Source organism: Solemya pervernicosa gill symbiont, from assembly GCF_002020875.1.
GTDB lineage: Bacteria > Pseudomonadota > Gammaproteobacteria.
Genome location: NZ_MPRL01000016.1, coordinates 42,080 through 64,949 on the forward strand (window position 1 = coordinate 42,080; position 22,870 = coordinate 64,949).

The following is a 22,870-nucleotide window of genomic DNA, read 5'->3' on the forward strand; positions in this document are numbered from 1 at the left end:
TCGGCTACTCCTCTTCGTCGGCCGCTTCGCGCTGGGCGAGGATCTTCTCAGCATCGACACTCCACAACTTCTCAATATTGTAGAAGTCGCGTGCTTCACGCAGCATCACGTGGACCAGCACATCGACCAGATCGATCAATACCCAGTCACTCCCCTGCTCACCTTCGACGCCCAGTGGAGGAACGCCACCCTGTTTCGCCTTCAGCGCCACATTGTCAGCCAGTGATTTAACGTGACGACTGGAGGTACCGGTGGCGACAACCATGAAATCAGCGATGCTGGTTTTTCCCCGCACATCCAATACTTCGATTTCTATACCCTTAAGGTCTTCCAGCGCCTCAACGGCGAGACTCTTTAACTCTTCAGCTTGCATCTAATTTTCCAGACAGTTCATTTAATTAATTTGATAGAGCCCTTCACGCTCAATCACCTCACACACTGCATCGGGGGTCAGGTAACGAATTGTGCGCCCCTTCGCTATCAACGCTCGTAGCGCTGTTGCCGACACATCGAGCTGGCTCACTTCACTAAACCAGATACCGCCAGCGGGACGACCGTGCAGCTCATCCGCACTAGAGAGTCGATGCGCTGCTACCAGCTCAGCGACAACACCCTCATTGGGTAGCTCATAACCGGGTCGAGCCATTACCACCAGATGGGCCAGTTCAATCAGCTCCGTCCAACGGTGCCAACTCGGCAGCCCCAACAGCGCATCCATACCGATAATCAGACAGAGCGGCTGCTCCGGCATTTCACAACGCAGCGATGTAAGCGTATCGGCCATGTAGGAGGGACCTTCGCGCTCCATCTCGCGCAGATCAAGACTCAACTCTCCAACTCCCTCAAGCGCCGCCTGCAACATCAACACACGCTGCTCAGCTTTGACGACAGGACTATTGCGATGCGGTGGTATCCGGCACGGCACCATTCGCACCTCAGCCAGACCAAGTGACGTTTTCAACTCCAGCGCTGGGCGCAAATGTCCGATATGGACCGGGTCGAAGGTGCCACCAAAGATGCCGATCGCCTTCATCTAGGCTGATCGACCGCTGTTAGTTGCGAATATGACCGTCACCGAAGACGACATACTTCTGCGAAGTGAGTCCCTCAAGACCGACCGGACCGCGCGCATGAATCTTGTCAGTACTGATACCGATCTCAGCACCCAGGCCATACTCAAAACCGTCTGCAAAGCGGGTCGAGGCATTGACCATGACAGAGCTTGAATCGACCTCAGTCATAAACTGACGTGCACGGGTGATGTTCTCAGTAATGATCGACTCGGTATGTCCTGAGCTGTGGGCGTGCATATGCTCGATCGCCTCGGCCATATCCTTGACCACGCGGATTGAGAGGATCGGCGCGAGGTACTCCTCATCCCAATCCTCCTCAGTCGCTGGCCTGGCATCGTGCACCATGCGACAGGTGGTCTCACAGCCACGCAGCTCAACCCCCTTTTCGATATACATTGCCGCCAACTCGGGTAGCACCTCTTCCACAATGCTCTCAGAGATCAACAACGTCTCCATTGCGTTACAGACGCCGTAACGGTGAGTCTTGGCGTTGTAGGCGACCTGAATCGCTTTCTCCAGATCAGCGTCGTCATCGATATAGACGTGGCAGACGCCGTGCAGATGTTTGATCACCGGCACGCGCGCCTCACCCATGATGCGTTCGATCAACCCCTTGCCACCACGCGGTACGATCACATCGACATACGCCGGCATGGTGATCAGTTCACCCACCGCAGCACGATCAGTCGTCTCGATCACCTGCACCGCATCGGCAGGCAGGCCAGCGACCTCAAGCCCTTGATGGATGCATTTTGCAATCGCCTGATTGGAGTGGGCCGCCTCGGAGCCGCCACGCAGAATAGTGGCGTTACCCGATTTGAGACAGAGCGCCGCCGCGTCGGCGGTCACGTTGGGGCGTGATTCGTAGATGATGCCGATTACACCCAGCGGTACACGCATCTTACCGACCTGGATACCGGAGGGGCGGTAGTTGAGATCGGTGATCTCGCCGACCGGATCGGGCAGTGCCGCGATCTGTCGCAGACCTTCGGCCATGCCATCGATACGCTCATCATTGAGCGCAAGGCGATCGAGCAACGCATCGTCGAGTCCCCGCTCGCGGCCAGCTGAGAGGTCCCTGGCGTTCTCCTCGATCAAGGCTACCTTGTCAGCGATCAGCGCCTCGGCGATCGCATACAGCGCGGCATTTTTGGCATTGGAATCGGCACGGGCCATGCTGCGCGAGGCGGCACGCGCCCGCTCACCCGTCTCTCTCATGTACTGTTTGATATCCATCGAACTTCTCTCGTAATCGGTGCCGTTCAGGCCGTTGCCCGAGCCATCGGATCGGTTCCGGTCAGGCGAAGGGTCAATTGTAGCAGTTCATCCCAGCGACTGCCCTGCGCCGCCCCCTTTAGCACCCGGTCTAGATGGGCACAGGCGGAGAGCATCGCGTCCCAGTCGGCCACCTTGTGACGCTTAAGCGCACTGCGCAGCAGCGGCTGGCGTGACTGCCAGATACGGTAGCTGGAGAAGAGTGAATTGAGTGAACCACCCCGCGCCAGCTCATGCGCCATCTTCGCCAGCTGGCGAATCTCGCGCGTTAGCGCCCAGAGGATAAGAATCGGCTCGACACCCTCGGCACGCAGACCATCAAGAATACGTACTGCGCGCGCCGTGTTTCCAAGCAGCGCCGAGTCAGCCAGACTATAGACATCGAAGCGGGCACTATCGGCAACCGCTGCTGAAACTGTGGCCAGATCGATCTCACCCGCACCATGCAGTAGGAACAGCTTCTCTACCTCCTGATCAGCCGCAAGAAGATTGCCCTCAACCCGTTCGGCGATCAGCGAGCAGACCTCGCGCGTCGGGCTCATCCCCTTCTGCTTCATGCGCCGTGCAATCCAGTTGGGGAGCTGCTGAATATCGATCGGCCAGACCTGCAGGGTAACGCCTACCCTGTCGAGCGATTTAAACCATTTGCTGTTCTGCGCCGACTTGTCGAGTTTGCCAGAGGTGATTAACAGAATCGTATCTTCAGCGGGTCGTGCCGCATACTCAGTCAGAGCCGCACCACCCGGCTTACCCGGCTTACCCGGCTTACCACTCGGCATACGCAGATCGAGCAGACGTTGCTCAGCAAACAGCGACATGGCACTGGAGGCAGCCGCGAGACTATTCCAGTCGAAGCCCTTCTCAACGTGCATCACCTCGCGTTCGCTGTAACCCGCCTCTCGCACTGCCTGTCGAATCGTATCAGCCGCCTCCTGAATCTGTAGCGGCTCGTCACCACTGATCAGATAGATCGGTGCCAGTCCCTTTGAGAGATTGGCCTGTAGCTGATCAAAGCGAAGTTTCATTGTGCCTCTTTGGCTGGAGCCGCGTGGCGTAGACGCAGCAACATCTGCCTGACAATGGCGCTATTCATCTTCTTGCGCATCTCGGCCATCTCACCCGCCTTGGCACGCACCTTGAGTGGATCAAAAAACAGATAACGGGTTACCGACACATGCTGCGGTTCCAGCAGGATCACACCCTGGCTGTCGCGCAGATCGAACACCACCTCGGTGTAGAGCTCATACTCCTGCACATCGCCCTTGCCACCCGTGGTGAGTGTGCGGCGATCACTGGTCATTTTAAGGATACGCAGCTGCGCGGTGGCTGCCTGTTTACTCTTCACCACCTCTACGCCATTGCTACGAAGACGCTCTGCCAACTCTCGTGTCAGCTTGCGCTGCAGCGCATTGCCATCAATATGGGTACGCGCCATTTCGGTCGGCAGTTCGACCGAGCCACGTAGGTGATAACCGCAACCGGCCATCGAGACAACGATGACGAGTGCCATCCAACTCACCAACCCTTTGATGATATAACGCTTCACTCGATACCCCTTAGTTGGCAACCACGTTGACCAGACGACCCGGAACTACAATGATTTTGCGAATCGTCTTGCCATCGATAAAGGACTGCACCTTCTCGTCAGCCAGCGCAGCCTCTTCGATCGAATCTTTATCCGCATTGGCCGCAACATTGATCTGGCTCCGCACCTTGCCGTTGACCTGCACCACCAGTTCGATCGAGTCCTTTACCAGCGCAGCCTCATCAACCGCAGGCCATGCGGCAGTCAGGATGTCATCGCCATATCCAAGCTCCTGCCACAGTGCATGGCTAATATGCGGTGCAATCGGTGAGAGCAGGCGCAGCAGGATCGAGAGCCCCTCTTCCCAAATCGCATTTTGAACATTAGCAGAAGGCTGATGCCCTTTACCTGCATCAGCGACACCTGGAACCGAACTAAGTGCGTTCATGATCTTCATGCAGGCGGCGACCACGGTGTTGAACTGGTACTTATCAAAGTCGATCAGTGCCTGTTTCAGCTGCTCATGGATTTCTCGTCGAAAAGCCTTCTGCGCGTCATCCACCTTTGCCCAATCAGGTATAAATGAACGCCCAGCTTCGATATTTTGAGCATTATCCCTAGAGAAAACCCACAGGCGTTTGAGAAAGCGTGATGCACCCTCAACACCCGAGTCGTTCCACTCCAGCGACTGCTCAGGTGGTGCGGCAAACATGGTGAAAAGGCGTACCGTGTCGGCACCATACTTCTCAATCAGCTGCTGCGGATCGACGGTATTGCCCTTCGATTTCGACATCTTTGCGCCATCCTTCAGCACCATGCCCTGAGTGAGCAGGCTCTTGATCGGCTCATCGCTGGAGACCAGCCCCTCGTCACGCATCAGCTTGTGATAGAAGCGTGAATAGAGCAGATGCAGGATTGCGTGTTCGATACCACCGATGTACTGGTCGACCGGCAGCCAGTAGTCGGCGTTTTTGTCGAGCATTGCATCGGGGTTGGCACGACACGCATAGCGGGCGTAGTACCAGGAGGACTCCATAAAGGTGTCAAAGGTGTCGGTCTCACGCTCCGCCTTGCCACCACACCTGGGGCAGTCGGTGTCGATGAATTCACGCATCTTTTTGATTGGTGAACCAACACCATCGAACTCGATGTCCTCGGGCAGACGTACCGGCAGCTGATCCTCGGGCACAGGTACTGCGCCACACTCTGGGCAGTTGACCACCGGAATCGGACAGCCCCAGTATCGCTGTCGCGAAACACCCCAGTCACGCAGTCGGTAGTTGATACTCACCTTACCCTTGCCTGCCTGTTCGAGATGGTTGGCAATAGCGTCGAACGCCTCTGCCGAGGAGAGTCCATTGAACTCACCCGATTCGATCAACACGCCCTTGTCTGTGAAGGCGGCCTGAGCCAGATCGACCTCAACATCCTGATCAATGGGCGCGATGACCTGGGTAATCGGCAGGCCATACTTCTGTGCAAATTCGAAATCGCGCTGGTCGTGGGCAGGAACCGCCATCACCGCACCCTCGCCATAACCCATCAACACAAAATTGGCAGCAAAGACCGGCACCTCAGCACCCGAAATCGGGTGGGTCGCGGTGAGCCCGGTGGCGCACCCCTTCTTCTCCATCGTCTCCATCGCCGCCTCGGAGGTCTCCATCGTCTTACACTCCTCGATGAAGGCGGCCAGCTCGGCGCTATTCTCGGCCGCTTGATGCGCCAGCGGATGCTCAGGGGCAACCGCGACATAGGAGACTCCCATCAGGGTATCGGGTCGGGTAGTGAAGACCTTCAGCGGCTCACCATTGACCTCGAAGGAGAGCTCAACACCGCGAGACTTACCGATCCAGTTGCGCTGCATGGTGCGCACCTGCTCGGGCCAACCTGGCAGGTTATCCAACCCCTCAAGCAGCTCCTCAGCGTAGGCGGTGATCTTCATGAAGTACTGCGGGATCTCTTTACGCTCCACCTCGGTATCACAGCGCCAACAGCAGCCGTCGATGACCTGCTCGTTGGCCAGTACCGTCATGTCATTAGGACACCAGTTAACCGGCGCGGTCTTCTTGTAGACCATCCCCTTCTCGTAGAGACGGGTGAAGAGCCACTGCTCCCACTTGTAGTAGTCGGGATGACAGGTAGCGAGCTCACGCTCCCAGTCGTAGCCGAAGCCGAGGCGCTTGAGCTGACTCCGCATGTAGTCGATATTCTCGTAGGTCCACTTAGCAGGCGGAACATTATTCTTGATCGCCGCATTCTCTGCGGGCAGGCCAAAGGCGTCCCACCCCATCGGCTGCAGCACATTTTTGCCCAACATGCGCTGATAACGGCTCACCACATCACCGATGGTGTAGTTGCGCACATGGCCCATATGCAGACGCCCCGACGGATAGGGGAACATGGAGAGGCAGTAGAACTTCTCGCGACTGCTGTCATCCTCAGCCTTGAATGATTGCTGCGCTTCCCAGTAGTTCTGGGCATCGATCTCAATGGATTTTGGGGTGTACTCGCTCATTGCCGCTCGCGTATATAGAAGGTGGGACAGATAAAGGACGTAGGATACCGTAGCGGGTGAGTCGCCTACAATAATGGGCCCAACACTTTGCAGACGCTTCACCATGAGCGACACTAGAGACAAGAGCTATAACAACGAGGAGCAAGCGATGAGCGACGAGCAGAACAATCGGTTAGTGGATGCCTATAACCGCATGCTAGAGCGAGTAAAGGGAGCGATTATCGATGCGGAACAGAACGCAATCCCCAATCTGGCCCACAATATCGAAAATGCCCGTGAGAAGGCGGTTGAGCTGGGAGAGCTGACTCGTGAAGAGGCGGAGAAGGTCGGCAACTACCTCAAGCGCGATGTCGAGAATGCTGGCGAGTATCTCAATGAGTCCGGCAGCGAGCTGGGAGAGTGGTTTCGTTTCGACATGCAGTTGATCGAGGATCGATTATTGGAGATGTTCCGCCTTATCGCCGATCGCACCTCGATTGAACTCAGTGAGCTGGCGCGACGCGCCGATGCACTCGGCGAGTGGCACACCGGGGAGATTACCGGCATCGGTACATTGGAGTGCAAGGCGTGCGGTGAGCAGGTCCACTTCCACAAGAGCGGTCATATTCCACCCTGCCCCAAATGTCATGAGACTCGATTCCGCAGGGTTTCACACAGTGGTGAATAGCCACCTATAGATCATTGCGGGGCCGTGGACGATACGGCCTCGCAGCTTGGTCACATAAAGTAGCTGTGCGCACCGATACCCATCTCGTGCACACTACCGGCCACATCCTCAAACTCATACTCACTCAGACCGAAGTAGGCGAGGACATCCTGGCTGAGGCGGCTCCACTCGTGATCGACCTCCTGATCACCCAGCACCCGATATAGACCCGAGATATGCTCGGCCATTTTGAGTATAAACAGCTGGCGCTTGATCGCCTCGCTACGCTCATCGCGCGACGGACCGATGCGTCCAATTGAGTGGTGGACACGAATCACCTCACGGGTCGCCTCCGGCAGTTTCCACGCCTTGGCGATATAGAAGCCAATCACCTGATGACTGGTATTGATCAGCTCATTCTCTATCACATTAATATGGCCCGCCTCCGAGGCGTAGGCCTGCAGTTGCACATCGGGATAGTTCTCGAAGCGCTGCATCATCATCGGTACGCCAACGTTGTGGAATAATCCCAACATATAGAGTTCGTCGGGGTTGCCCTGGTTGATCTGCTTGCTGACCGCCATCGCCGCATTGGCCACGTCGGTCGCCGAGTCCCAGAAGCGGTTCATCGCGGTCGCAATCTCATCGGTGATGATTCTCACCACTCATCTCATTGCGCAGGAAGTAGGCGTTAACCAGATTAAGGATCGTTTTGATACCAAGCAGTGTCACCGCCTGTTTGATCGAAACAATCTCACGACGCAGTCCAAAGAAGGGCGAATTGACCGTCTTCAAAACACTGCCGGAGAGGCCCGCATCTTTGCTGATCAGGTCAGCCATAGCCGAGAGATCAGGATCGGGCATCACCATCTCCATCTGCAGATCGGCCATAATCTGGGGCGGCGAAGGAATGGTAATCCCCTTCAGTATCTCATCAATCTGCGCACTCTCAATTTCGTTGTTTTCAGACATTTTCTATAACCAGTTCACTGTATGTTCGATCTCTATTGCCACTACCGCTTTTCGCGGACGCCATAGTCTCAAACCATCGCCTCGCGGTCACGCACTCCGAGGAAATAGAGGACGCCATCGAGACCCAGGGTCGAGATCGACTGCTTGGCACCTGCCTTTACAATTGGCTTTGCGTGAAAGGCGATGCCAAGCCCTGCAGTATTGAGCATCGGCAGGTCATTAGCGCCATCGCCCACCGCCACACACTGCTGAAGTGAGATCCCCTCCTTCTCGGCAATCATCTGCAGCAGCTCGGCCTTCTTCGCTCCATCGATAATCGTGCCCGAGCTACGCCCGGTCACCTTGCCGTCGACCACCTCCAGCTGATTGGCGTGCACATAATCTACGCCCCAGCGCTGCTGCAGATATTCACCAAAGTAGGTAAAGCCGCCGGAGATGATCGCGATCTTAAAACCAAACCGTTTCAGGTTCTGCATCAGCCGATCGGCCCCTTCGGTGATCGGCAGTGACTCGGCAATCGACTCCAGCACCGAAACATCGAGCCCCTCAAGCAGTGCCAGGCGTTGGCGAAAGCTCTCACTGAAGTCGATCTCACCGCGCATTGCCGATTCGGTGATCGCCGCAACCTGCTCACCGACCCCCGCGCGTATGGCCAACTCATCGATGACCTCTGCCTGAATCAGGGTTGAGTCCATATCGAAGGCGATCAGCCGACGACTGCGACGATAGACGTTATCCTCCTGTAGGCCGATATCGAGCCCCGACTCAACGGTGATATCCATAAAGCGGCTACGCATCTCACCAAGGTCGGTAGGCGTGCCACGCACCGAGAATTCGACTGAGGCGTTTTCACGTCGCTCTGCATCCTGTAGTGAGATACGACCGGAGAGACGATTGATCGAATCGATCTCCAGCCCCTGGCGGGCGATCTCTGCCGAGACATCGGCAACGTGGCGCGCGGTAATCTGACGTCCCAACAGGGTAATGATGTAGCGGGCTCGTCCCTGATGAGTAACCCAGGCCTCATACTCCTCAGCCTCAATCGGTGTGAAACGCAACTGCACACCCAACTCATGCGCCTTGAACAACAGCTCCTTAAAGACCGGACAGGCGTTGAGTGACTGCGGCACCTCAACCAGAAAACCGAGTGAGAGGGTGTTGTGGATCACCGCCTGACCGATATCGAGAATATCGATGTTGTAGCGCGCCAGAATCTCGGTCAACGCGGCAGTCAGACCTGCACGATCCTCACCCGAAACGTTTATCAGCACCACTTCACGCATCGGCTCTACCCCTGGTCAAATATATAGTCGCGAGCATGCTAAACAGTAAGATCAACACAGGCCAGTTTCCCCATCGAACATAGGGTGTAATCCCCTCTCGGGCCTCAACCTCACCCTTTAGCACGGTAGTCTCAAACTGCTCGGTGTGTGCCTCAACCTTCCCGTCTGGGCCGATAATGGCGGTGATACCGGTATTGGCAACTCGCAACATGTAACGCCCCGTCTCCAGAGCGCGCATGCGTGAGATCTGCAGATGCTGTGCCGGTGCCAGTGAGTGACCAAACCAGGCGTCGTTGGTCACATTCACCAGTAGCGCCGCCTCTGGTAGCGTTGCGGCAATCTCCTCGCCAAAGGCCGCCTCGTAACAGATCGAGGTGCCGACCGGGTAACCCGCCGCACTGAGCAGCGGCTGCTCTTCTCCACCGCGTGCAAAGTCAGTCATCGGTACCGCCAGGAAGTTTCCGAGCAGACTCAACACCGGTTTGAATGGGAGAAACTCACCAAACGGCACCAGATGGCGCTTGTGGTAGAGGCGCTGCTCGGCACCAAAACTGACTACGCTATTGTAGTAGTCGTAACTCTCTTGCTCCTGATAGGGAACACCGATCAGTAGATCAGTCTTGCTCTGTCGCGCAAACTGCTGCAGTGACTCGGTATAACTCCCCTCAACCCAGTGGAGGAAGGCGGGAATGGCCGTCTCTGGCCAAACGATCAGATCACTATCGGGGTTGGCCATGGTCATTTCGGCGTAGCGCCGCAGCGTCATCTCACGCACCTCGGGCAGCCACTTCTGGTCCTGTTCAATATTGCCTTGCAACAGCGCCACCCGCACCTTTCCCAGCGGTTCGGTCCAGCTAAACTGATTGAGTAGCAGCGGTACTAGCCAGAGTACGGCTATCACGACAGTCGGCAGGCGTAGCGATCTGGTGCGAATCAGCAGCGCAACAGCCCCAGCCGTTAACGCCACCACCCAACTCACCCCATAGACACCCAGCCAGGGGGCGTAACCCGACAGCGGCGTATCAATCTGCCCCTGCCCCAGCAGCAGCCAGGGAAAACCACCCAGGATCGAACCACGCACCCACTCCAGCGCCACCCAACCGGCAGGTAGCAACAGCAGATAGCGGCCTCTTGCCGCGAGTGAGATGCGTGCGCCGAAATAACCGAGCAGCGCAGGAAAAAACGCCAGAACCGCGATAAAAAGCAGCGTGACTAGCAGTGCCAGCGGCAGGGGTGCATTACCGAAATCGTGAATACTGACGTAGACCCAGGAGGCACCAAAGGCAAACATGCCGATACCAAAGAGGTAACCGATACGAAAACTGCGACGGGCATCCACTCCATTCCAGAGAAGGAAGAGCGTCGCTGGCGAGGCGAAGGCAAACACAACAAAACCGAACGGGGCAAAGGCGAGCGGTAACAGCGCCCCAACGATCAGTGCCAGCAGTTCACGCCAGTAGCCTCGCCATCCTGGCCAACGATCGATCCACATCAACTGTAGTTTCCCCGCTAGGCGACAGGTGGCTGCTCAGATTGAGCCTGCTTATCAACGTTATCGACCGCATCGAGCAGCGTCACACGCAGTAGATGGATACGACGGGTATCGGCGCGGACCACCTCAAAACTGAAGCGATTGAGCGAGACCCGCTCACCCCGCTTGGGCAGATGGCCAAACTGTTTTACGACCAACCCGGCGATGGTGTCGAATTCGCTCTCACTGAACTTGCAGGAGAAGTATTCGTTGAACTCATCAATCGGCGTTAGCGCCTTAACCGTAAAGTCGCTATCGCTACGTTTGAAGATAAAGAGATCATCATCGACATCGTACTCATCTTCGATCTCACCAACGATCTGCTCCAGCACATCTTCGATGGTCACCATGCCAGCCACACCGCCATACTCATCGACCACCACTGCCAGATGGTTCTGACTGGCGCGGAACTCTTTCAGTAGCACGTTAAGCCGTTTGCTCTCGGGGACAAACACCGGTGGACGCAGCAGGTCACGAATGGTGAAACGATCATCCTGATCGTTAAAACAGAAATTGAGCAGATCCTTGGCCAACAGGATGCCAACCACCTCATCACGACTCTCACCGATAACCGGAAAGCGTGAGTGACCCGACTCGATAATCTCGGGAATAAAAAGTTCAGGGGATTGGTCACGTTCAACCACCACCATCTGCGAGCGAGGAATCATGATATCGCGCACCTGCATCTCGGAGACCTGAATCACCCCCTCGATCATCGCCAGACCATCGATATCGATCAGGTCACGGCGCTCTGCATCACGCAGCTGCTCTACCAATTCATCCTGGTCCCGGGCTTCGCCAAACAGTACCTGACTCAATCTCTCAAGCCAGGAGCGCCCGGAACCGCTTCTAGGTCGGTCTTCGCTCATTGCTCCCTGTTACTCCTCTTCATAGGGATTATCAAAGCCCAATCGGGCCATCACTTCTCGTTCGATGCTCTCCATCTGCTCGGCATCGTGCTCTTCAATATGGTCATAACCGATCAGATGCAGCGTGCCATGCACCACCATGTGTGCCCAGTGCGCCAGCTCTGTCTTACCCTGCTGCTGCGCCTCACGTTTGACCACCGGAGCGCAGATCACCAGATCGCCGATCAGCGGCAACAGTTCATCCAGCCCCTCGGGCTGCTCAAAGGGGAACGAGAGCACATTGGTAGGGCCCAGCTTGCCGCGATAGGCCTGATTCAGATCGGCACTCTCCGCCTCTTCAACGATACGAATGGTGCACTCAGCCTGGTCGCGCTGCGACTCCAGCGCGGCGGCACTCCACTGTTCAAATTGCATCTGTGAAGGGATGTCGTGTTCACTACTGACGTTCTGTAGATCGATTACCGGCTTCACGATGAGCTACCGTCCTCATCATCGTGCGCCTTCTCAAACGCCTCATAGGCCGTGACGATACGCTGCACCAGCGGGTGACGTACCACATCCTGAGCGCTGTAGAAGGTGAAGCTGATCCCCTCGACATCCTTCAGCACCTCGATCACATGACGCAGCCCAGACTTCTGGTGGCGGGGTAGATCGATCTGGGTAACATCACCAGTAATCACGGCCGTGGAACCAAAACCGATACGGGTGAGGAACATCTTCATCTGCTCGACGGTGGTGTTCTGTGCCTCATCGAGAATCACATACGATTCGTTTAGGGTCCGGCCTCGCATATAGGCGAGCGGCGCCACCTCGATCACGTTACGTTCGATCAGCTTAGCCACCCGTTCAAAACCGAGCATCTCGTAGAGTGCGTCATAGAGCGGGCGTAGATAGGGGTCGACCTTCTGCGCCAGATCGCCGGGTAGAAAACCGAGTCGTTCACCCGCCTCCACCGCTGGACGGACCAGCAGGATACGTCGTGCGCGATCACTCTCCAGCGCCTCAACCGCACAGGCCACCGCCAGATAGGTCTTGCCGGTGCCCGCCGGGCCGATGCCGAAGTTGATATCGTGGGTGACGATGTTGCGCAGATACTTCTGCTGGTTGGGACCCCGCCCCTTGACCTGACCACGCTTGGTACGAATCACCACATCGTCTTTGGCAGGTGGCTCCGCTGCCGCCAACGCCTCAACCCCCGACTCCTGCAGATAGAGATGGATATCGGGTGGTGAGAGCACCTCGCTCTCGGTGGCACGGTAGAGCGCCTGCAGCACATCACCACAGCGGGTTACCGCGAGCGCATCACCGATCACCTCAAAGTGGTTGCCCCGGTTGCTGATCTCAACCCCGAGACGCCGTTCGAGCTGACGCAGATGCTCATCGAGCGCACCACAAAGGTTAGCCAATCGTTCGTTGTCGGCCGGTTCGAGAAGGAAATCATGCGATTCGGGATGGTCGTTCAAGAGGTAGTTCCTGGATAGAGGGGCTTATGCGCAGTGGGCGACTGAGTCGTTCAATAACTCAGCCTGCAGCGAATTGGCATAGGCCTCGGTGATACGAACCTCGACAAAACGGCCGATCAGCTCGGCACTGCCGTCGAAGTTGACCACACGGTTGTTCTCGGTACGGCCGGAGATCTGGTTTTCATCCTTACGTGAGACCCGCTCAACCAGAATACGCTGACGGGAACCGACCATCGCGGCACTGATTGCCGCCGCCTGCTCATTGATCTTCGCCTGCAGCCGCGCCAGTCGCGCCTTTTTCACCTCCAGTGGCACATCATCCGGCAGGCTTGCCGCCGGGGTACCAGGGCGTGGACTGTAAATAAAACTGTAACTGTGGTCGAACCCGATCTCTTCGATCAGCTTCATGGTCTCTTCGAAATCTGCATCGCTCTCACCGGGGAAACCAATGATGAAATCAGAGGAGAGGGTTAATTCGGGACGCACCGCACGCAGACGACGGATCTTATCCTTATACTCCAGCACCGTGTGGCCACGCTTCATTAGTGCCAGAATTCGATCGGAGCCGCTCTGTACCGGCAGATGAAGGAAGCTGACCAGCTCCGGCACCTCACCGTAGACCTCGATCAGACGATCGCTGAACTCGACTGGATGAGAGGTGGTGTAGCGCACGCGATCGATTCCGTCGATCGCTGCGACGTAACTGATCAACAGTGCCAGATCGGCCACTTCGTCATCATGCATCACACCGCGATAGGCGTTGACGTTCTGCCCAAGCAGATTGACCTCGCGCACCCCCTGCCCTGCCAGGGCGGCCACCTCGGCGATTACATCATCAAAGGGGCGGCTGATCTCTTCGCCACGGGTGTAGGGCACCACACAGAAGGTGCAGTACTTGGAGCACCCCTCCATCACCGAGACAAAGGCGCTCGGCCCCTCGGCACGCGGAGCGGGTAGGTTGTCGAACTTCTCGATCTCAGGGAATGAGACATCGATCACCGCACCGCGCTCGCTCCAGACGCGATTAAGCATCTCCGGCAGGCGATGCAGGGTCTGTGGGCCAAAGACCAGATCGACAAAGGGTGCACGGGCGCGGATCGCATCGCCCTCCTGGCTCGCCACACAACCACCGACACCGATCACGGCACCGGGGCGTTTCGCCTTTAGCGTCTTCCAGCGACCCAGTAGAGAGAAGACCTTCTCCTGCGCCTTCTCTCGCACCGAACAGGTGTTGAGTAGCAGGATATCGGCCTCTTCAGGTGTTTCTGCAAGGGTGATGCCGTGTGAGGCTGAGAGCAGGTCCGCGATCTTGGCGGAGTCGTACTCATTCATCTGACAACCGAAGGTCTTGATATAGAGCGTGCGTGACATGAATGGAAACAGGTTGGAATCGGAAGGAAATTCTACTACAAACAGGAACTCAGGGCACCGTTAGCCGTGCTGATCGGCCAATGCCAGTGCCAGGGCGCTGCGCCAGCCTGGCAGTTCGAGACCGAAGACCCGCTGGAGCTTGCCATTATCGAGCACCGAATAGGCGGGACGTTTGGCCGGTGTGGGATAACCGCTACTGGGAATCGCCTCCAGCGCTGCGATCCCATCGCCCATCGCCGCGAGAATTGACTCAGCAAACCCGTGCCAGCTGACCATCCCACCACAGCTAAGGTGGTAGAGCCCGTTTAGCTCAGAGCGCCACTGCTCGCTCTGGTAGACCTGCCCCACCAGCTGCGCCGTGGTCTCGGCAATCATTCGACTCCAGGTCGGTGCTCCGTACTGATCCTCAACCACACTCAGATGGTCACGCTCGCGCGCCAGGCGCTGCATGGTCAACAGAAAGTTGTGGCCGCGCAGCCCATAGACCCAACTGGTACGAAGCAGTAGATAATCGCAGCCACTGGCAGCGACGGCCTGCTCACCCACCAACTTGGTACGCCCGTAGACACCCTGGGGGTTTGTACTATCGCTCTCCAGGTAGGGAGTCTGCTGCTCACCATCGAAGACATAATCGGTCGAGAAGTGGATCAGTCCAGCACCCAGCGTCTTCGCCTCTTCGGCCAGAATTCCAGGGGCGGTAGCGTTAACCGCCTCTGCCAACTCGGCCTCCTGCTCGGCACGATCGACTGCCGTGTAGGCGGCGGCGTTGACGATCAGAGAGGGGCGCACTTCATTGATAACGGCATGGATTGAATCGGCCGATGCGAGATCGATTGATATTTCACCGCCGGCACGCCCCGCCGCTACGACCTGCCCCAGCGGGGCCAGTGTGCGTTGCAGCTCCCAACCAACCTGTCCGTTGGCTCCCAGCAGTAGAATACGCTTTGGAGACACGCCGTCAGTTACCCCGCCGCGCTGAATTGCGGTAGCAACGCCTGATCGAGCTCTGCCAAGACAGGCGCATCACGATCTTTCTGCGAAAGCAGCGGCTGCTCAAGCGGCCATTCGATACCGATAGCCGGGTCATCCCAACGAATCGACTGCTCGGTTTCCGGATGGTAGAGCTCGGTGCACTTGTAGCAGAAGAGCGCCGATTCGCTGCTGACACAGAAACCGTGTGCAAAGCCCTCCGGCACGTAAAACTGACGACGATTTTCACCGGTCAGCATCACCCCGACCCACTGACCGAAGCTGGGAGAACCGACACGGATATCAACCGCCACATCAAAGACCTCACCCTCCAGCACCTGCACCAACTTGCCCTGCGCATAGGGCTGTTGGTAGTGAAGCCCACGCAACACACCATGACTAGAGCGCGAGAGATTATCTTGTACAAAACGATCGCCGATGTTGGCATCGGCATAACGACTGCTCTGCCAGGTCTCCATAAAGAAACCGCGCTGATCGCCAAATACCTTTGGTTCAATAATCACCGCACCGGGAAGTGCCGTCTCGATGATCTTCACAGTGGCCCCTCGCGATCAAGCAGGCCGAGCAGATAGTCGCCGTAACCGTTATTGCGCATCGGCGCGGCGAGCTGCCGCAGCTGCTCGCCATCGATCAGACCTCGCACAAACGCGACCTCCTCAGGACAAGCAATTTTCAAACCCTGTCGCGCCTCAATGGTCTGGATAAAGTTAGAGGCCTGCAGCAACGACTCGTGGGTGCCGGTGTCGAGCCATGCGATACCACGCCCGAGCCGCTCCAGGCGCAGCTGTTGCTGCTGTAGATAGATATTATTCAGATCAGTAATCTCAAGCTCACCACGGGCAGAGGGTTTAAGCTGCGCGGCCATCTCAGAGACCTGACTATCGTAGAAGTAGAGCCCAGTGACCGCGTAGTTGGAGCGCGGCTGTTGTGGCTTCTCAACGATATCGGTCACCCGACCATCACCATCGAACTCCGCCACACCGTAACGCTCCGGATCTTTTACCCAGTAGCCGAAAATCGTCGCGCCTTCGCTCTGCTGAGAGGCGCGTTGCAGGTCCTCGGCCAGGCCGTGACCGTAGAAGATGTTATCGCCAAGGATCAGGCAGCAGGCATCACCATCGATAAAACGCTCGCCGATCTGAAACGCCTGCGCTATCCCCTCGGGCTTGGGTTGCACGGCGTATTCGATAGAAATGCCCCACTGACTGCCATCACCCAGCAGGGCCTTGAAGAGATGCTGCTCGTGAGGGGTGGTAATGATCAACACCTGATCGATACCTGCCAGCATCAACACCGTCAGCGGATAGTAGATCATCGGTTTATCGTAGACCGGCAGCAGCTGTTTGCTGATCACCTGGGTCAGCGGATAGAGCCTTGTGCCGGTACCTCCGGCGAGAATGATTCCCTTCACGCCTCTGCCGCCTCGTCACCCAGACCGAGACGCTCACCACGATAACTGCCATCCTGTACTCGCTGACACCATTCGAGATGATCGAGGTACCACTCAATGGTACGGCGCAGTCCGCTCTCGAAGTTCTCGGCCGGCCGCCAACCTAACTCTTGTTTGAGCTTGCTGGCATCAATGGCGTAGCGCTGATCGTGTCCGGGACGATCGGCGACGTAGGTAATAAGTTCGTTATAGGGCTTTCCAGACTCAGCTGGGCGTAACTGATCGAGCAGTGCACAGATCGTCTGCACCACTTCGAGATTGCTCTTCTCACTATCACCACCAACGTTATAGACCTCACCGGGGCGTCCCTCTGCGAGCACTGTCTCGATCGCACTGCAGTGGTCTGTGACGTAGAGCCAGTCACGCACATTCTGACCATCGCCGTAGATCGGCAGTGACTTACCCGCCAGCGCGTTGAGGGTGATCAAAGGAATCAACTTCTCCGGGAACTGGTAGGGGCCGTAGTTGTTGGAGCAGTTGGTGGTGAGTACCGGCAGACCATAGGTGTGGTGATAGGCACGCACCAGGTGATCGGAGGAGGCCTTTGAGGCAGAGTAGGGTGAGTTGGGGGCGTAGGGAGACTCTTCAGTGAAGAGCCCCTGCTCACCCAAAGAACCGTAGACCTCGTCGGTCGAGACGTGCAGAAAGCGGAACGCTTCACGCTCGACCGTTTCCAATCGCTGCCAGTGATCACGCACACTCTCAAGCAGGTTAAAGGTACCCACCACGTTGGTCTGGATAAAATCGGCCGGCCCGTCGATTGAACGGTCAACGTGACTCTCTGCCGCAAAGTTGACCACCGCATCGGGGCGGTACTCAGCCAGCAGTGCATCGACACAGTTACGATCACCGATATCGCCCTGCACAAAGATGTGGTCAGGGTGGTCACTGATTGAACTCAATGAGTCGAGATTACCGGCATAGGTCAGCGCATCGAGATTAATCACCCGATAGCTGCCCTGAGCAATCAGCCCCAGGACGAAGTTTCCACCAATAAAACCGGCTCCGCCGGTGACGAGCAGCGTCTTCATAACACCCCTACTCCGTTACGCTGGCGTTCAACTTAGAACGGTTATGCACACCCTAAACACTCTTTGTTAACTTTTAAATACATTATCTTTTTGTTTTTATTGATATTTTCATACACAATAACCATTCATAAACAATATTTTTGTAAATTTATACGTCAATTCAGTACAAATCTTAACAAATTAGTCATATATCAGCTTAACTAAACTCGGCCTTCTCAATAACCTTTCCACTGAATTGATCAGTATTGGCATTAGCTATCCAGAAGCTAATTATATCTTCATCTCCAACAATATGCTCAATTTTAAAGACTTCCTCGGTCTCTTCTTCATCATAGGGCGCTGCCAACCCTGAAGCTCTGGTCGCATCCCCAACCACAGCATAATCAAAGTTCTTGGGTGAGACAGGAACTAACTGATCGTCAGATATTTGGACAATGGTACTATGCTCAACCCCTAGTCGATGAACGAAGGGACAGACTATTTCGTGAAAACCAAACCCACCTGGATCTTGATGCCTGTAAGATGGCTGTGAAGCCAAATGCGTAGTATCAACCCAATGTGACAACGTCTCTGTTCTATTCGTTGTTGATTCACGATACACATCAAGAATCAGGTCGGGGATACCTGTGTCATTCTGATCGGTCCTAAATCCCAGCCTTCCATCTGATGACATCGCTATCACTGATAAGTCTTCGACACAGGTAATTGAAGGCAATGATGTCAGATACAGATAACCAATATTAGTCAGCCTTTTTGTACCCTGGATATTCCAATCCGAAGACCAAAACTCACTACCTTTTAGTATCGATTCTTTAGCTCCATGACTGGTGTGGTGATGAAGCTTTAGATACGGCTTGTTATCAACAAATTTTGCAAGACCAGTTGTATATTGGTACAGATACTTTGGTGCTTTTATTTCACACTTATAAAATAGGCTTCCATCATCAAACCTATTCACCAAGTCTTTATTATTAAATGTAATATTAAGGACAACGCAGTGAGAAGCATCAATAGATAGCTGGCATGTTCCATATTCATCTAGCTTTGCTATTAGACAACCACTAAAGTAGAGCGGCTGCACCCAATGTATCTCACCACCAAGCTTTACATATATCTGGTCAGGCAAGACCAGTGAATAAAGGTCATTATGAACCAACTTGCACTTGATATATCCCTCATACGACTCTTCACCAACAATCCGGCCATTCTCATATTCTTTCAAATAGATATGTTTGCCAGCCTTTCTAATTCTATTGAAACGGAAGTCTTCACTACGAGGGGACACTATTAAATTCCTAGTTAATTAAAACGTTATTTTTACAGTTTTCTTTCAACTAACAAATATCTAGCTATTTGGCTTTTTAGATAAGCAGTGAGACTGACCATATCGAATCCTCTCGTTTGAAGCACGCTTGCTGCTTCTGCTCTCCAAACCAAATCTCCTGGCTCTATAAATGTCTTCCTCAATTCTCGAATAGTCAGCATTGCATCACTTGCCCATTTCTTAAAATCTGGCAACTTCCATAATGAAACACTTACGAGATGAGGCATAGCTCCTGAACTAGCAGCTGAAACTGGCGTCACAAGCACTGGCATGATCTCTACATTTTTAGGAATACAGGAGGGTACATTGGCTTTCATCCATGCGGGGTGCGATGCTGCCTGTCGCGCCTTTGTTGTATCTAGCGTCGATGTCTCATTTGCATTTGCATGATCTTCAAAAACTACGCAATGGTCTCCTAGTTGCCACCACGGGTCTGGAGATCCATCTATTTCTATTTTTCCTGCATCAAAGCCCAGATGCTCACCTAATAACTTATGAGATTCCTCAAACTTAGAATCATCATTGAGTCCTTCTAATATTTCACGCTCTCTTTGTGAATAATTCCTATCGTGCCGGGTTCCAAGGCTACTCAATATCGCCTCAATTTTTTCTACCTGAAACATGACTAATGCGTTGTTTCCGTCGTCTTCAGCACCCTCCATCCCCGGTTGACTTTGCTGTGAAAGCTGAACTAACCATGGTATACCTTTTGCCGCTTTTTTTGCTGTGGCATAGTGCTCTAGTGCTTTTACACTAAAAGCTGCATTACCCGCTGAAACAGCTAAAGTCGCCGCAGAGCCCGCAAGATACTCCCAGAGTGCACGATAACCCCCTAGCTGACTATCCGTAAGCACACCAATAACCGACTCAGCACTAGCAACAGCTTCTGTATAATCTTGCTGCCACATTGCCATCTGATATTCAACTTCATACTTAACTGCATTGGCTAATTGTTCAATACCTGGAAAAGGCGTTTTAATTGATGCGTTTCTCTGATCGACAATCATTTGGTTAACGGACTCCCAAGTAGCCCCATTCTCAATAAAGACATCAAAATTATCCTCAAAATCTGAAATATCTTTATCTTTTGACTGCTCAACGCCAAACCATAGTTCCGCTTGAAGTTCTGGGTGAAAATAGTTTCTTCTTCTTGGATCGGAGAGATAATCCGGCAATTCATCACCCGTTACTACCACTGCCGAGTAGTCTTCTAAAGACCGTGTACATCTACCAATCGCCTGCAATACTCGTGTTTGTATTCTCTCATTAAAAAGTATATTGGCACCCATTCTACTCATAAAAAATCGTTCTTGTGAGTTAACTGCTTTCGGCAAACCTTCAATACACAATAATCGACATTCATCACCAGGAAAATCAATACCATCATACCTGTTCGCAACTACCGCCACTGAGCCAGTAGATTTAATAAAGTCTTCCTTGGATTGTTCTATATCTTCTGCTGAGAATACTGTAAGAGATAAATGCTCATTTATATCTTCTGATATTTCATTTTTCATACGGTCACTTGGAACAAGCACCAGGCTACGTTGCGCCTTTTTCAGAAGAGAACGTCGTAATTGTATTTCCTGTTCGTAATCCAATGACAAGCTTGGAAACATAAAGAACCTTCGCCCAACGCCCTGCAAATCCCACCCATCAGGTACTGGTAGTCGAAGAATATTCTTTCGCCCCATTAATCTTTCTAAATCACCACCCTCACCAAGCGTGGCCGACATATATATTCGTTGCTTAGGGTTATTAAATGCAGGGAGGTCCCAAGTAGGTGCAATGATTGGTCTTATAACAATCCCACTAAAAGACAGATAGACATGACATGACCTTAGATGATTACGAATCAGCCCCCATGAATACTGAAGATTTGTGCCTTTCGTATAAGTATCAAGAACACTAACAATCTCATCATGAATATCCAGCAACACTGGAGTAGGGATTTTATCTACCCACGATAAATCTGATGGGCTATCCCATTCACCGGTCATTCGGGTATAACTTGTAGAATCTATATGAGGTTCAAATATGGATGACAAAACCTCATGTAAGGTTGTATGAGAGTGGTCAAGCCTATCAATACTCAATGTCCACATTTTTGCCACATAATTTTCTGCTGCATGTGCATCATCTACAATTATTACGTCTGCATCTGAAAAATATGGATTTGTATTAAATAGGCTACTGTAAGTAGTTATTGCTACGCAATCCCCCTGGTTATACTTAGCTTTATCGGAGGCGGAATAATCACGTTGTGAACCAGTAAACCCGACTACAGCCAGGCCATACTTTTGCTCGGCCTGCGCAACTGCCTGATGCACCAGTTGACGAGTTGGACAAAGATAAACAATCTTTTCTTTATTTTTTCTACGACGCCATTCTGCTATCAACAAACCGACCAGCGTTTTTCCACTTCCAGTAGGCAACTGCAAGGCAACATCAGAAGCACCCTCCGCTTCAGCAGCGTAACGCTGCATCATAGCCTGTTGATGCGGCAACACATCGGGAAACTTCCTTCTAGGTAATTCCCTAAAGAGCAGATCCGGGCTTGCTGGAGCAACAGTCTTTGGAGTAATTTTTGTAAATGCCATATAATCCCCGATTATTTTATTTTCGTATTAAAAGCCTGCTACTCTTGTTAGCTATACTTGCATATATAGATATTTCTGAAACTCAACAAATACTTCTCTAATTTTTACAGGGGCACCAAGCTCAGCAACTGCATCATTTACATTGTGGTATCGAAGCTCAAGCAAATCTGAAAGCTTCTCTGTTGCGAGCTCACCAACACCTTCCTTAACGTATTGAGCTAACACAAAGTCTATAAACTCCTGCTGCTTATAATCATAGTTAGAGAAGATAATACCTTTGTGCTCATCAACCCTTTCAACTCGCGTAACCGTTGGTGCTGCGAACGCCACATAGGCCAACACATCATATACATCACTATCTTTTGCTTCGACTATATCCTTCATCTCTTCGAACTGTTCAAAACCAAAGCCTTTTTCTTCCAGTTGGTCTAACAACTTCTGACGGGTATCAGGCTGGCTCCAGAGAGCTCGTAATTCGTCTTCACTTTTGAATAGTTCAGGAACCTGACCATACAGATATTCTACAAACTGCGCGGCTGACATTGGTTTACCATCTGGTCCCCAGAATGTGGTGACGATAATATCTTTTATGTTTCTTGCTTTGCCATCACTTAGTTTTACTTTAACTTTAGGGCGTTTTTCACATTCGCATGGATACATACCACATACTGGACATTCTTCTTGCTCAGGCTTTTCACAAGTGCAAGGTAAGTTACCGCAGATGTTACAGGGCTCAGGTGGATTCTTGATACACTCACACGGCAACTTGCCACAGCGGCCGCACGGTTCTGGCTCAAGTGGTTCGCCGTCCCACTCTTCATCATTGAAATGTTTATAGGCTTCGACAAAGTCGTATCGGGGAGTCGCTATTTTTGCGGAAGCTTGTTTTGGGCGTCCAAGCCCAAGCAAGCGGCAAATACTTAACGCGACCGTTTATGCCTACGGCGCCCCG

Annotated in this window: 21 protein-coding genes and 1 pseudogene; 1 reads left to right on the plus strand and 21 read right to left on the minus strand. The window is 53.7% G+C overall.

Annotated features, from left to right (window positions below; translation table 11 throughout):
* Nucleotides 1–4: 4 nt before the first annotated feature.
* Genes rsfS through leuS form a run of 6 tightly spaced genes read right to left on the minus strand, consistent with a single transcriptional unit; the run spans nucleotide 5 to nucleotide 6,388 of the window.
* Complete coding sequence (gene rsfS, locus BOW52_RS06015; protein ID WP_078483194.1) at nucleotides 5–373, minus strand: ribosome silencing factor; 369 nt, start codon at nucleotides 371–373, stop codon at nucleotides 5–7.
* Between the two features lie 21 nt (nucleotides 374–394).
* Nucleotides 395–1,033 (minus strand): nicotinate-nucleotide adenylyltransferase, encoded by a 639-nt coding sequence (gene nadD / locus BOW52_RS06020; RefSeq protein WP_078483195.1) that lies wholly within the window; start codon nucleotides 1,031–1,033, stop codon nucleotides 395–397.
* A gap of 19 nt (nucleotides 1,034–1,052) precedes the next feature.
* Nucleotides 1,053–2,309, minus strand: coding sequence for a glutamate-5-semialdehyde dehydrogenase (locus BOW52_RS06025; protein WP_078483196.1), 1,257 nt, complete (start codon nucleotides 2,307–2,309; stop codon nucleotides 1,053–1,055).
* Between the two features lie 26 nt (nucleotides 2,310–2,335).
* Nucleotides 2,336–3,373 (minus strand): DNA polymerase III subunit delta, encoded by a 1,038-nt coding sequence (gene holA / locus BOW52_RS06030; protein ID WP_078483197.1) that lies wholly within the window; start codon nucleotides 3,371–3,373, stop codon nucleotides 2,336–2,338.
* Nucleotides 3,370–3,894 (minus strand): LPS-assembly lipoprotein LptE, encoded by a 525-nt coding sequence (locus BOW52_RS06035; RefSeq protein WP_172840202.1) that lies wholly within the window; start codon nucleotides 3,892–3,894, stop codon nucleotides 3,370–3,372. Before BOW52_RS06035 ends, holA begins: the two co-directional genes overlap by 4 nt.
* Before the next feature lie 10 nt (nucleotides 3,895–3,904).
* Complete coding sequence (gene leuS / locus BOW52_RS06040) at nucleotides 3,905–6,388, minus strand: leucine--tRNA ligase (protein ID WP_078483199.1); 2,484 nt, start codon at nucleotides 6,386–6,388, stop codon at nucleotides 3,905–3,907.
* A gap of 103 nt (nucleotides 6,389–6,491) precedes the next feature.
* Here leuS and BOW52_RS06045 point away from each other — a divergent pair, with 103 nt between their 5' ends.
* Complete coding sequence (locus tag BOW52_RS06045) at nucleotides 6,492–7,055, plus strand: zinc ribbon-containing protein (RefSeq protein WP_236725656.1); 564 nt, start codon at nucleotides 6,492–6,494, stop codon at nucleotides 7,053–7,055.
* Nucleotides 7,056–7,105: 50 nt separating this feature from the next.
* On the opposite strand, the gene BOW52_RS06050 is transcribed toward BOW52_RS06045, so the two are convergent.
* The 15 genes and pseudogenes from BOW52_RS06050 to BOW52_RS06115 all read right to left on the minus strand — a co-directional run.
* Nucleotides 7,106–7,696, minus strand: a complete 591-nt coding sequence (locus BOW52_RS06050) for an HDOD domain-containing protein (protein ID WP_269087636.1) — start codon at nucleotides 7,694–7,696, stop codon at nucleotides 7,106–7,108.
* On the minus strand, nucleotides 7,677–8,006 hold the full coding sequence (locus BOW52_RS17685) for an HDOD domain-containing protein (protein ID WP_269087637.1): 330 nt from the start codon (nucleotides 8,004–8,006) through the stop codon (nucleotides 7,677–7,679). The genes BOW52_RS06050 and BOW52_RS17685 overlap by 20 nt, the downstream gene beginning before the upstream one ends.
* Before the next feature lie 68 nt (nucleotides 8,007–8,074).
* Nucleotides 8,075–9,289 (minus strand): phosphoserine phosphatase SerB, encoded by a 1,215-nt coding sequence (gene serB / locus BOW52_RS06055; RefSeq protein ID WP_078483200.1) that lies wholly within the window; start codon nucleotides 9,287–9,289, stop codon nucleotides 8,075–8,077.
* Nucleotides 9,282–10,781, minus strand: coding sequence for an apolipoprotein N-acyltransferase (gene lnt / locus BOW52_RS06060; RefSeq protein WP_078483201.1), 1,500 nt, complete (start codon nucleotides 10,779–10,781; stop codon nucleotides 9,282–9,284). The genes serB and lnt overlap by 8 nt, the downstream gene beginning before the upstream one ends.
* Nucleotides 10,782–10,798: 17 nt before the next feature.
* Nucleotides 10,799–11,689 (minus strand): HlyC/CorC family transporter, encoded by an 891-nt coding sequence (locus tag BOW52_RS06065; protein WP_078483202.1) that lies wholly within the window; start codon nucleotides 11,687–11,689, stop codon nucleotides 10,799–10,801.
* A 9-nt stretch (nucleotides 11,690–11,698) separates the two neighbouring features.
* Nucleotides 11,699–12,160, minus strand: a complete 462-nt coding sequence (gene ybeY / locus BOW52_RS06070; protein ID WP_078483203.1) for an rRNA maturation RNase YbeY — start codon at nucleotides 12,158–12,160, stop codon at nucleotides 11,699–11,701.
* The gene (locus BOW52_RS06075) at nucleotides 12,157–13,152 is read right to left on the minus strand and encodes a PhoH family protein (protein WP_078483204.1); all 996 of its coding nucleotides are present in this window, start codon (nucleotides 13,150–13,152) and stop codon (nucleotides 12,157–12,159) included. The genes ybeY and BOW52_RS06075 overlap by 4 nt, the downstream gene beginning before the upstream one ends.
* A gap of 24 nt (nucleotides 13,153–13,176) precedes the next feature.
* Nucleotides 13,177–14,523, minus strand: a complete 1,347-nt coding sequence (miaB, locus tag BOW52_RS06080) for a tRNA (N6-isopentenyl adenosine(37)-C2)-methylthiotransferase MiaB (protein ID WP_078483205.1) — start codon at nucleotides 14,521–14,523, stop codon at nucleotides 13,177–13,179.
* A 60-nt stretch (nucleotides 14,524–14,583) separates the two neighbouring features.
* Complete coding sequence (gene rfbD, locus BOW52_RS06085; protein WP_078483206.1) at nucleotides 14,584–15,477, minus strand: dTDP-4-dehydrorhamnose reductase; 894 nt, start codon at nucleotides 15,475–15,477, stop codon at nucleotides 14,584–14,586.
* An 8-nt stretch (nucleotides 15,478–15,485) separates the two neighbouring features.
* A complete protein-coding gene (gene rfbC, locus BOW52_RS06090; RefSeq protein ID WP_078483207.1) occupies nucleotides 15,486–16,049 on the minus strand; it encodes a dTDP-4-dehydrorhamnose 3,5-epimerase in 564 nt (187 codons plus the stop codon).
* Nucleotides 16,046–16,924: a glucose-1-phosphate thymidylyltransferase RfbA gene (gene rfbA / locus BOW52_RS06095; RefSeq protein ID WP_078483208.1), complete on the minus strand. Its 879-nt coding sequence runs from the start codon at nucleotides 16,922–16,924 to the stop codon at nucleotides 16,046–16,048. Before rfbA ends, rfbC begins: the two co-directional genes overlap by 4 nt.
* Nucleotides 16,921–17,994 carry a dTDP-glucose 4,6-dehydratase gene (gene rfbB, locus BOW52_RS06100; protein WP_078483209.1) on the minus strand — a complete coding sequence of 358 codons (1,074 nt, stop codon included), beginning with the start codon at nucleotides 17,992–17,994 and terminating at the stop codon, nucleotides 16,921–16,923. Before rfbB ends, rfbA begins: the two co-directional genes overlap by 4 nt.
* Nucleotides 17,995–18,190: 196 nt before the next feature.
* Nucleotides 18,191–19,279: a hypothetical protein gene (locus BOW52_RS06105; protein ID WP_135622102.1), complete on the minus strand. Its 1,089-nt coding sequence runs from the start codon at nucleotides 19,277–19,279 to the stop codon at nucleotides 18,191–18,193.
* 32 nt (nucleotides 19,280–19,311) lie between these two features.
* Nucleotides 19,312–21,918: a DEAD/DEAH box helicase gene (locus tag BOW52_RS06110; RefSeq protein WP_078483211.1), complete on the minus strand. Its 2,607-nt coding sequence runs from the start codon at nucleotides 21,916–21,918 to the stop codon at nucleotides 19,312–19,314.
* A 51-nt stretch (nucleotides 21,919–21,969) separates the two neighbouring features.
* Nucleotides 21,970–22,773: pseudogene (locus BOW52_RS06115) on the minus strand (type I restriction-modification enzyme R subunit C-terminal domain-containing protein); the annotation flags it as partial.
* Nucleotides 22,774–22,870: the final 97 nt, after the last annotated feature.

Bases quoted from the DNA above. Each gene is read 5' to 3' on its own strand.
- rsfS (WP_078483194.1), bottom strand. From the start codon at position 373: ATGCAAGCTGAAGAGTTAAAGAGTCTCGCCGTTGAGGCGCTGGAAGAC.
- miaB (WP_078483205.1), bottom strand. From the start codon at position 14,523: ATGTCACGCACGCTCTATATCAAGACCTTCGGTTGTCAGATGAATGAG.
- leuS (WP_078483199.1), bottom strand. From the start codon at position 6,388: ATGAGCGAGTACACCCCAAAATCCATTGAGATCGATGCCCAGAACTAC.
- lnt (WP_078483201.1), bottom strand. From the start codon at position 10,781: ATGTGGATCGATCGTTGGCCAGGATGGCGAGGCTACTGGCGTGAACTG.
- BOW52_RS06025 (WP_078483196.1), bottom strand. From the start codon at position 2,309: ATGGATATCAAACAGTACATGAGAGAGACGGGTGAGCGGGCGCGTGCC.
- rfbB (WP_078483209.1), bottom strand. From the start codon at position 17,994: ATGAAGACGCTGCTCGTCACCGGCGGAGCCGGTTTTATTGGTGGAAAC.
- holA (WP_078483197.1), bottom strand. From the start codon at position 3,373: ATGAAACTTCGCTTTGATCAGCTACAGGCCAATCTCTCAAAGGGACTG.
- BOW52_RS06065 (WP_078483202.1), bottom strand. From the start codon at position 11,689: ATGAGCGAAGACCGACCTAGAAGCGGTTCCGGGCGCTCCTGGCTTGAG.
- BOW52_RS06110 (WP_078483211.1), bottom strand. From the start codon at position 21,918: ATGGCATTTACAAAAATTACTCCAAAGACTGTTGCTCCAGCAAGCCCG.
- nadD (WP_078483195.1), bottom strand. From the start codon at position 1,033: ATGAAGGCGATCGGCATCTTTGGTGGCACCTTCGACCCGGTCCATATC.
- serB (WP_078483200.1), bottom strand. From the start codon at position 9,289: ATGCGTGAAGTGGTGCTGATAAACGTTTCGGGTGAGGATCGTGCAGGT.
- BOW52_RS06045 (WP_236725656.1), top strand. From the start codon at position 6,492: ATGAGCGACACTAGAGACAAGAGCTATAACAACGAGGAGCAAGCGATG.
- BOW52_RS17685 (WP_269087637.1), bottom strand. From the start codon at position 8,006: ATGTCTGAAAACAACGAAATTGAGAGTGCGCAGATTGATGAGATACTG.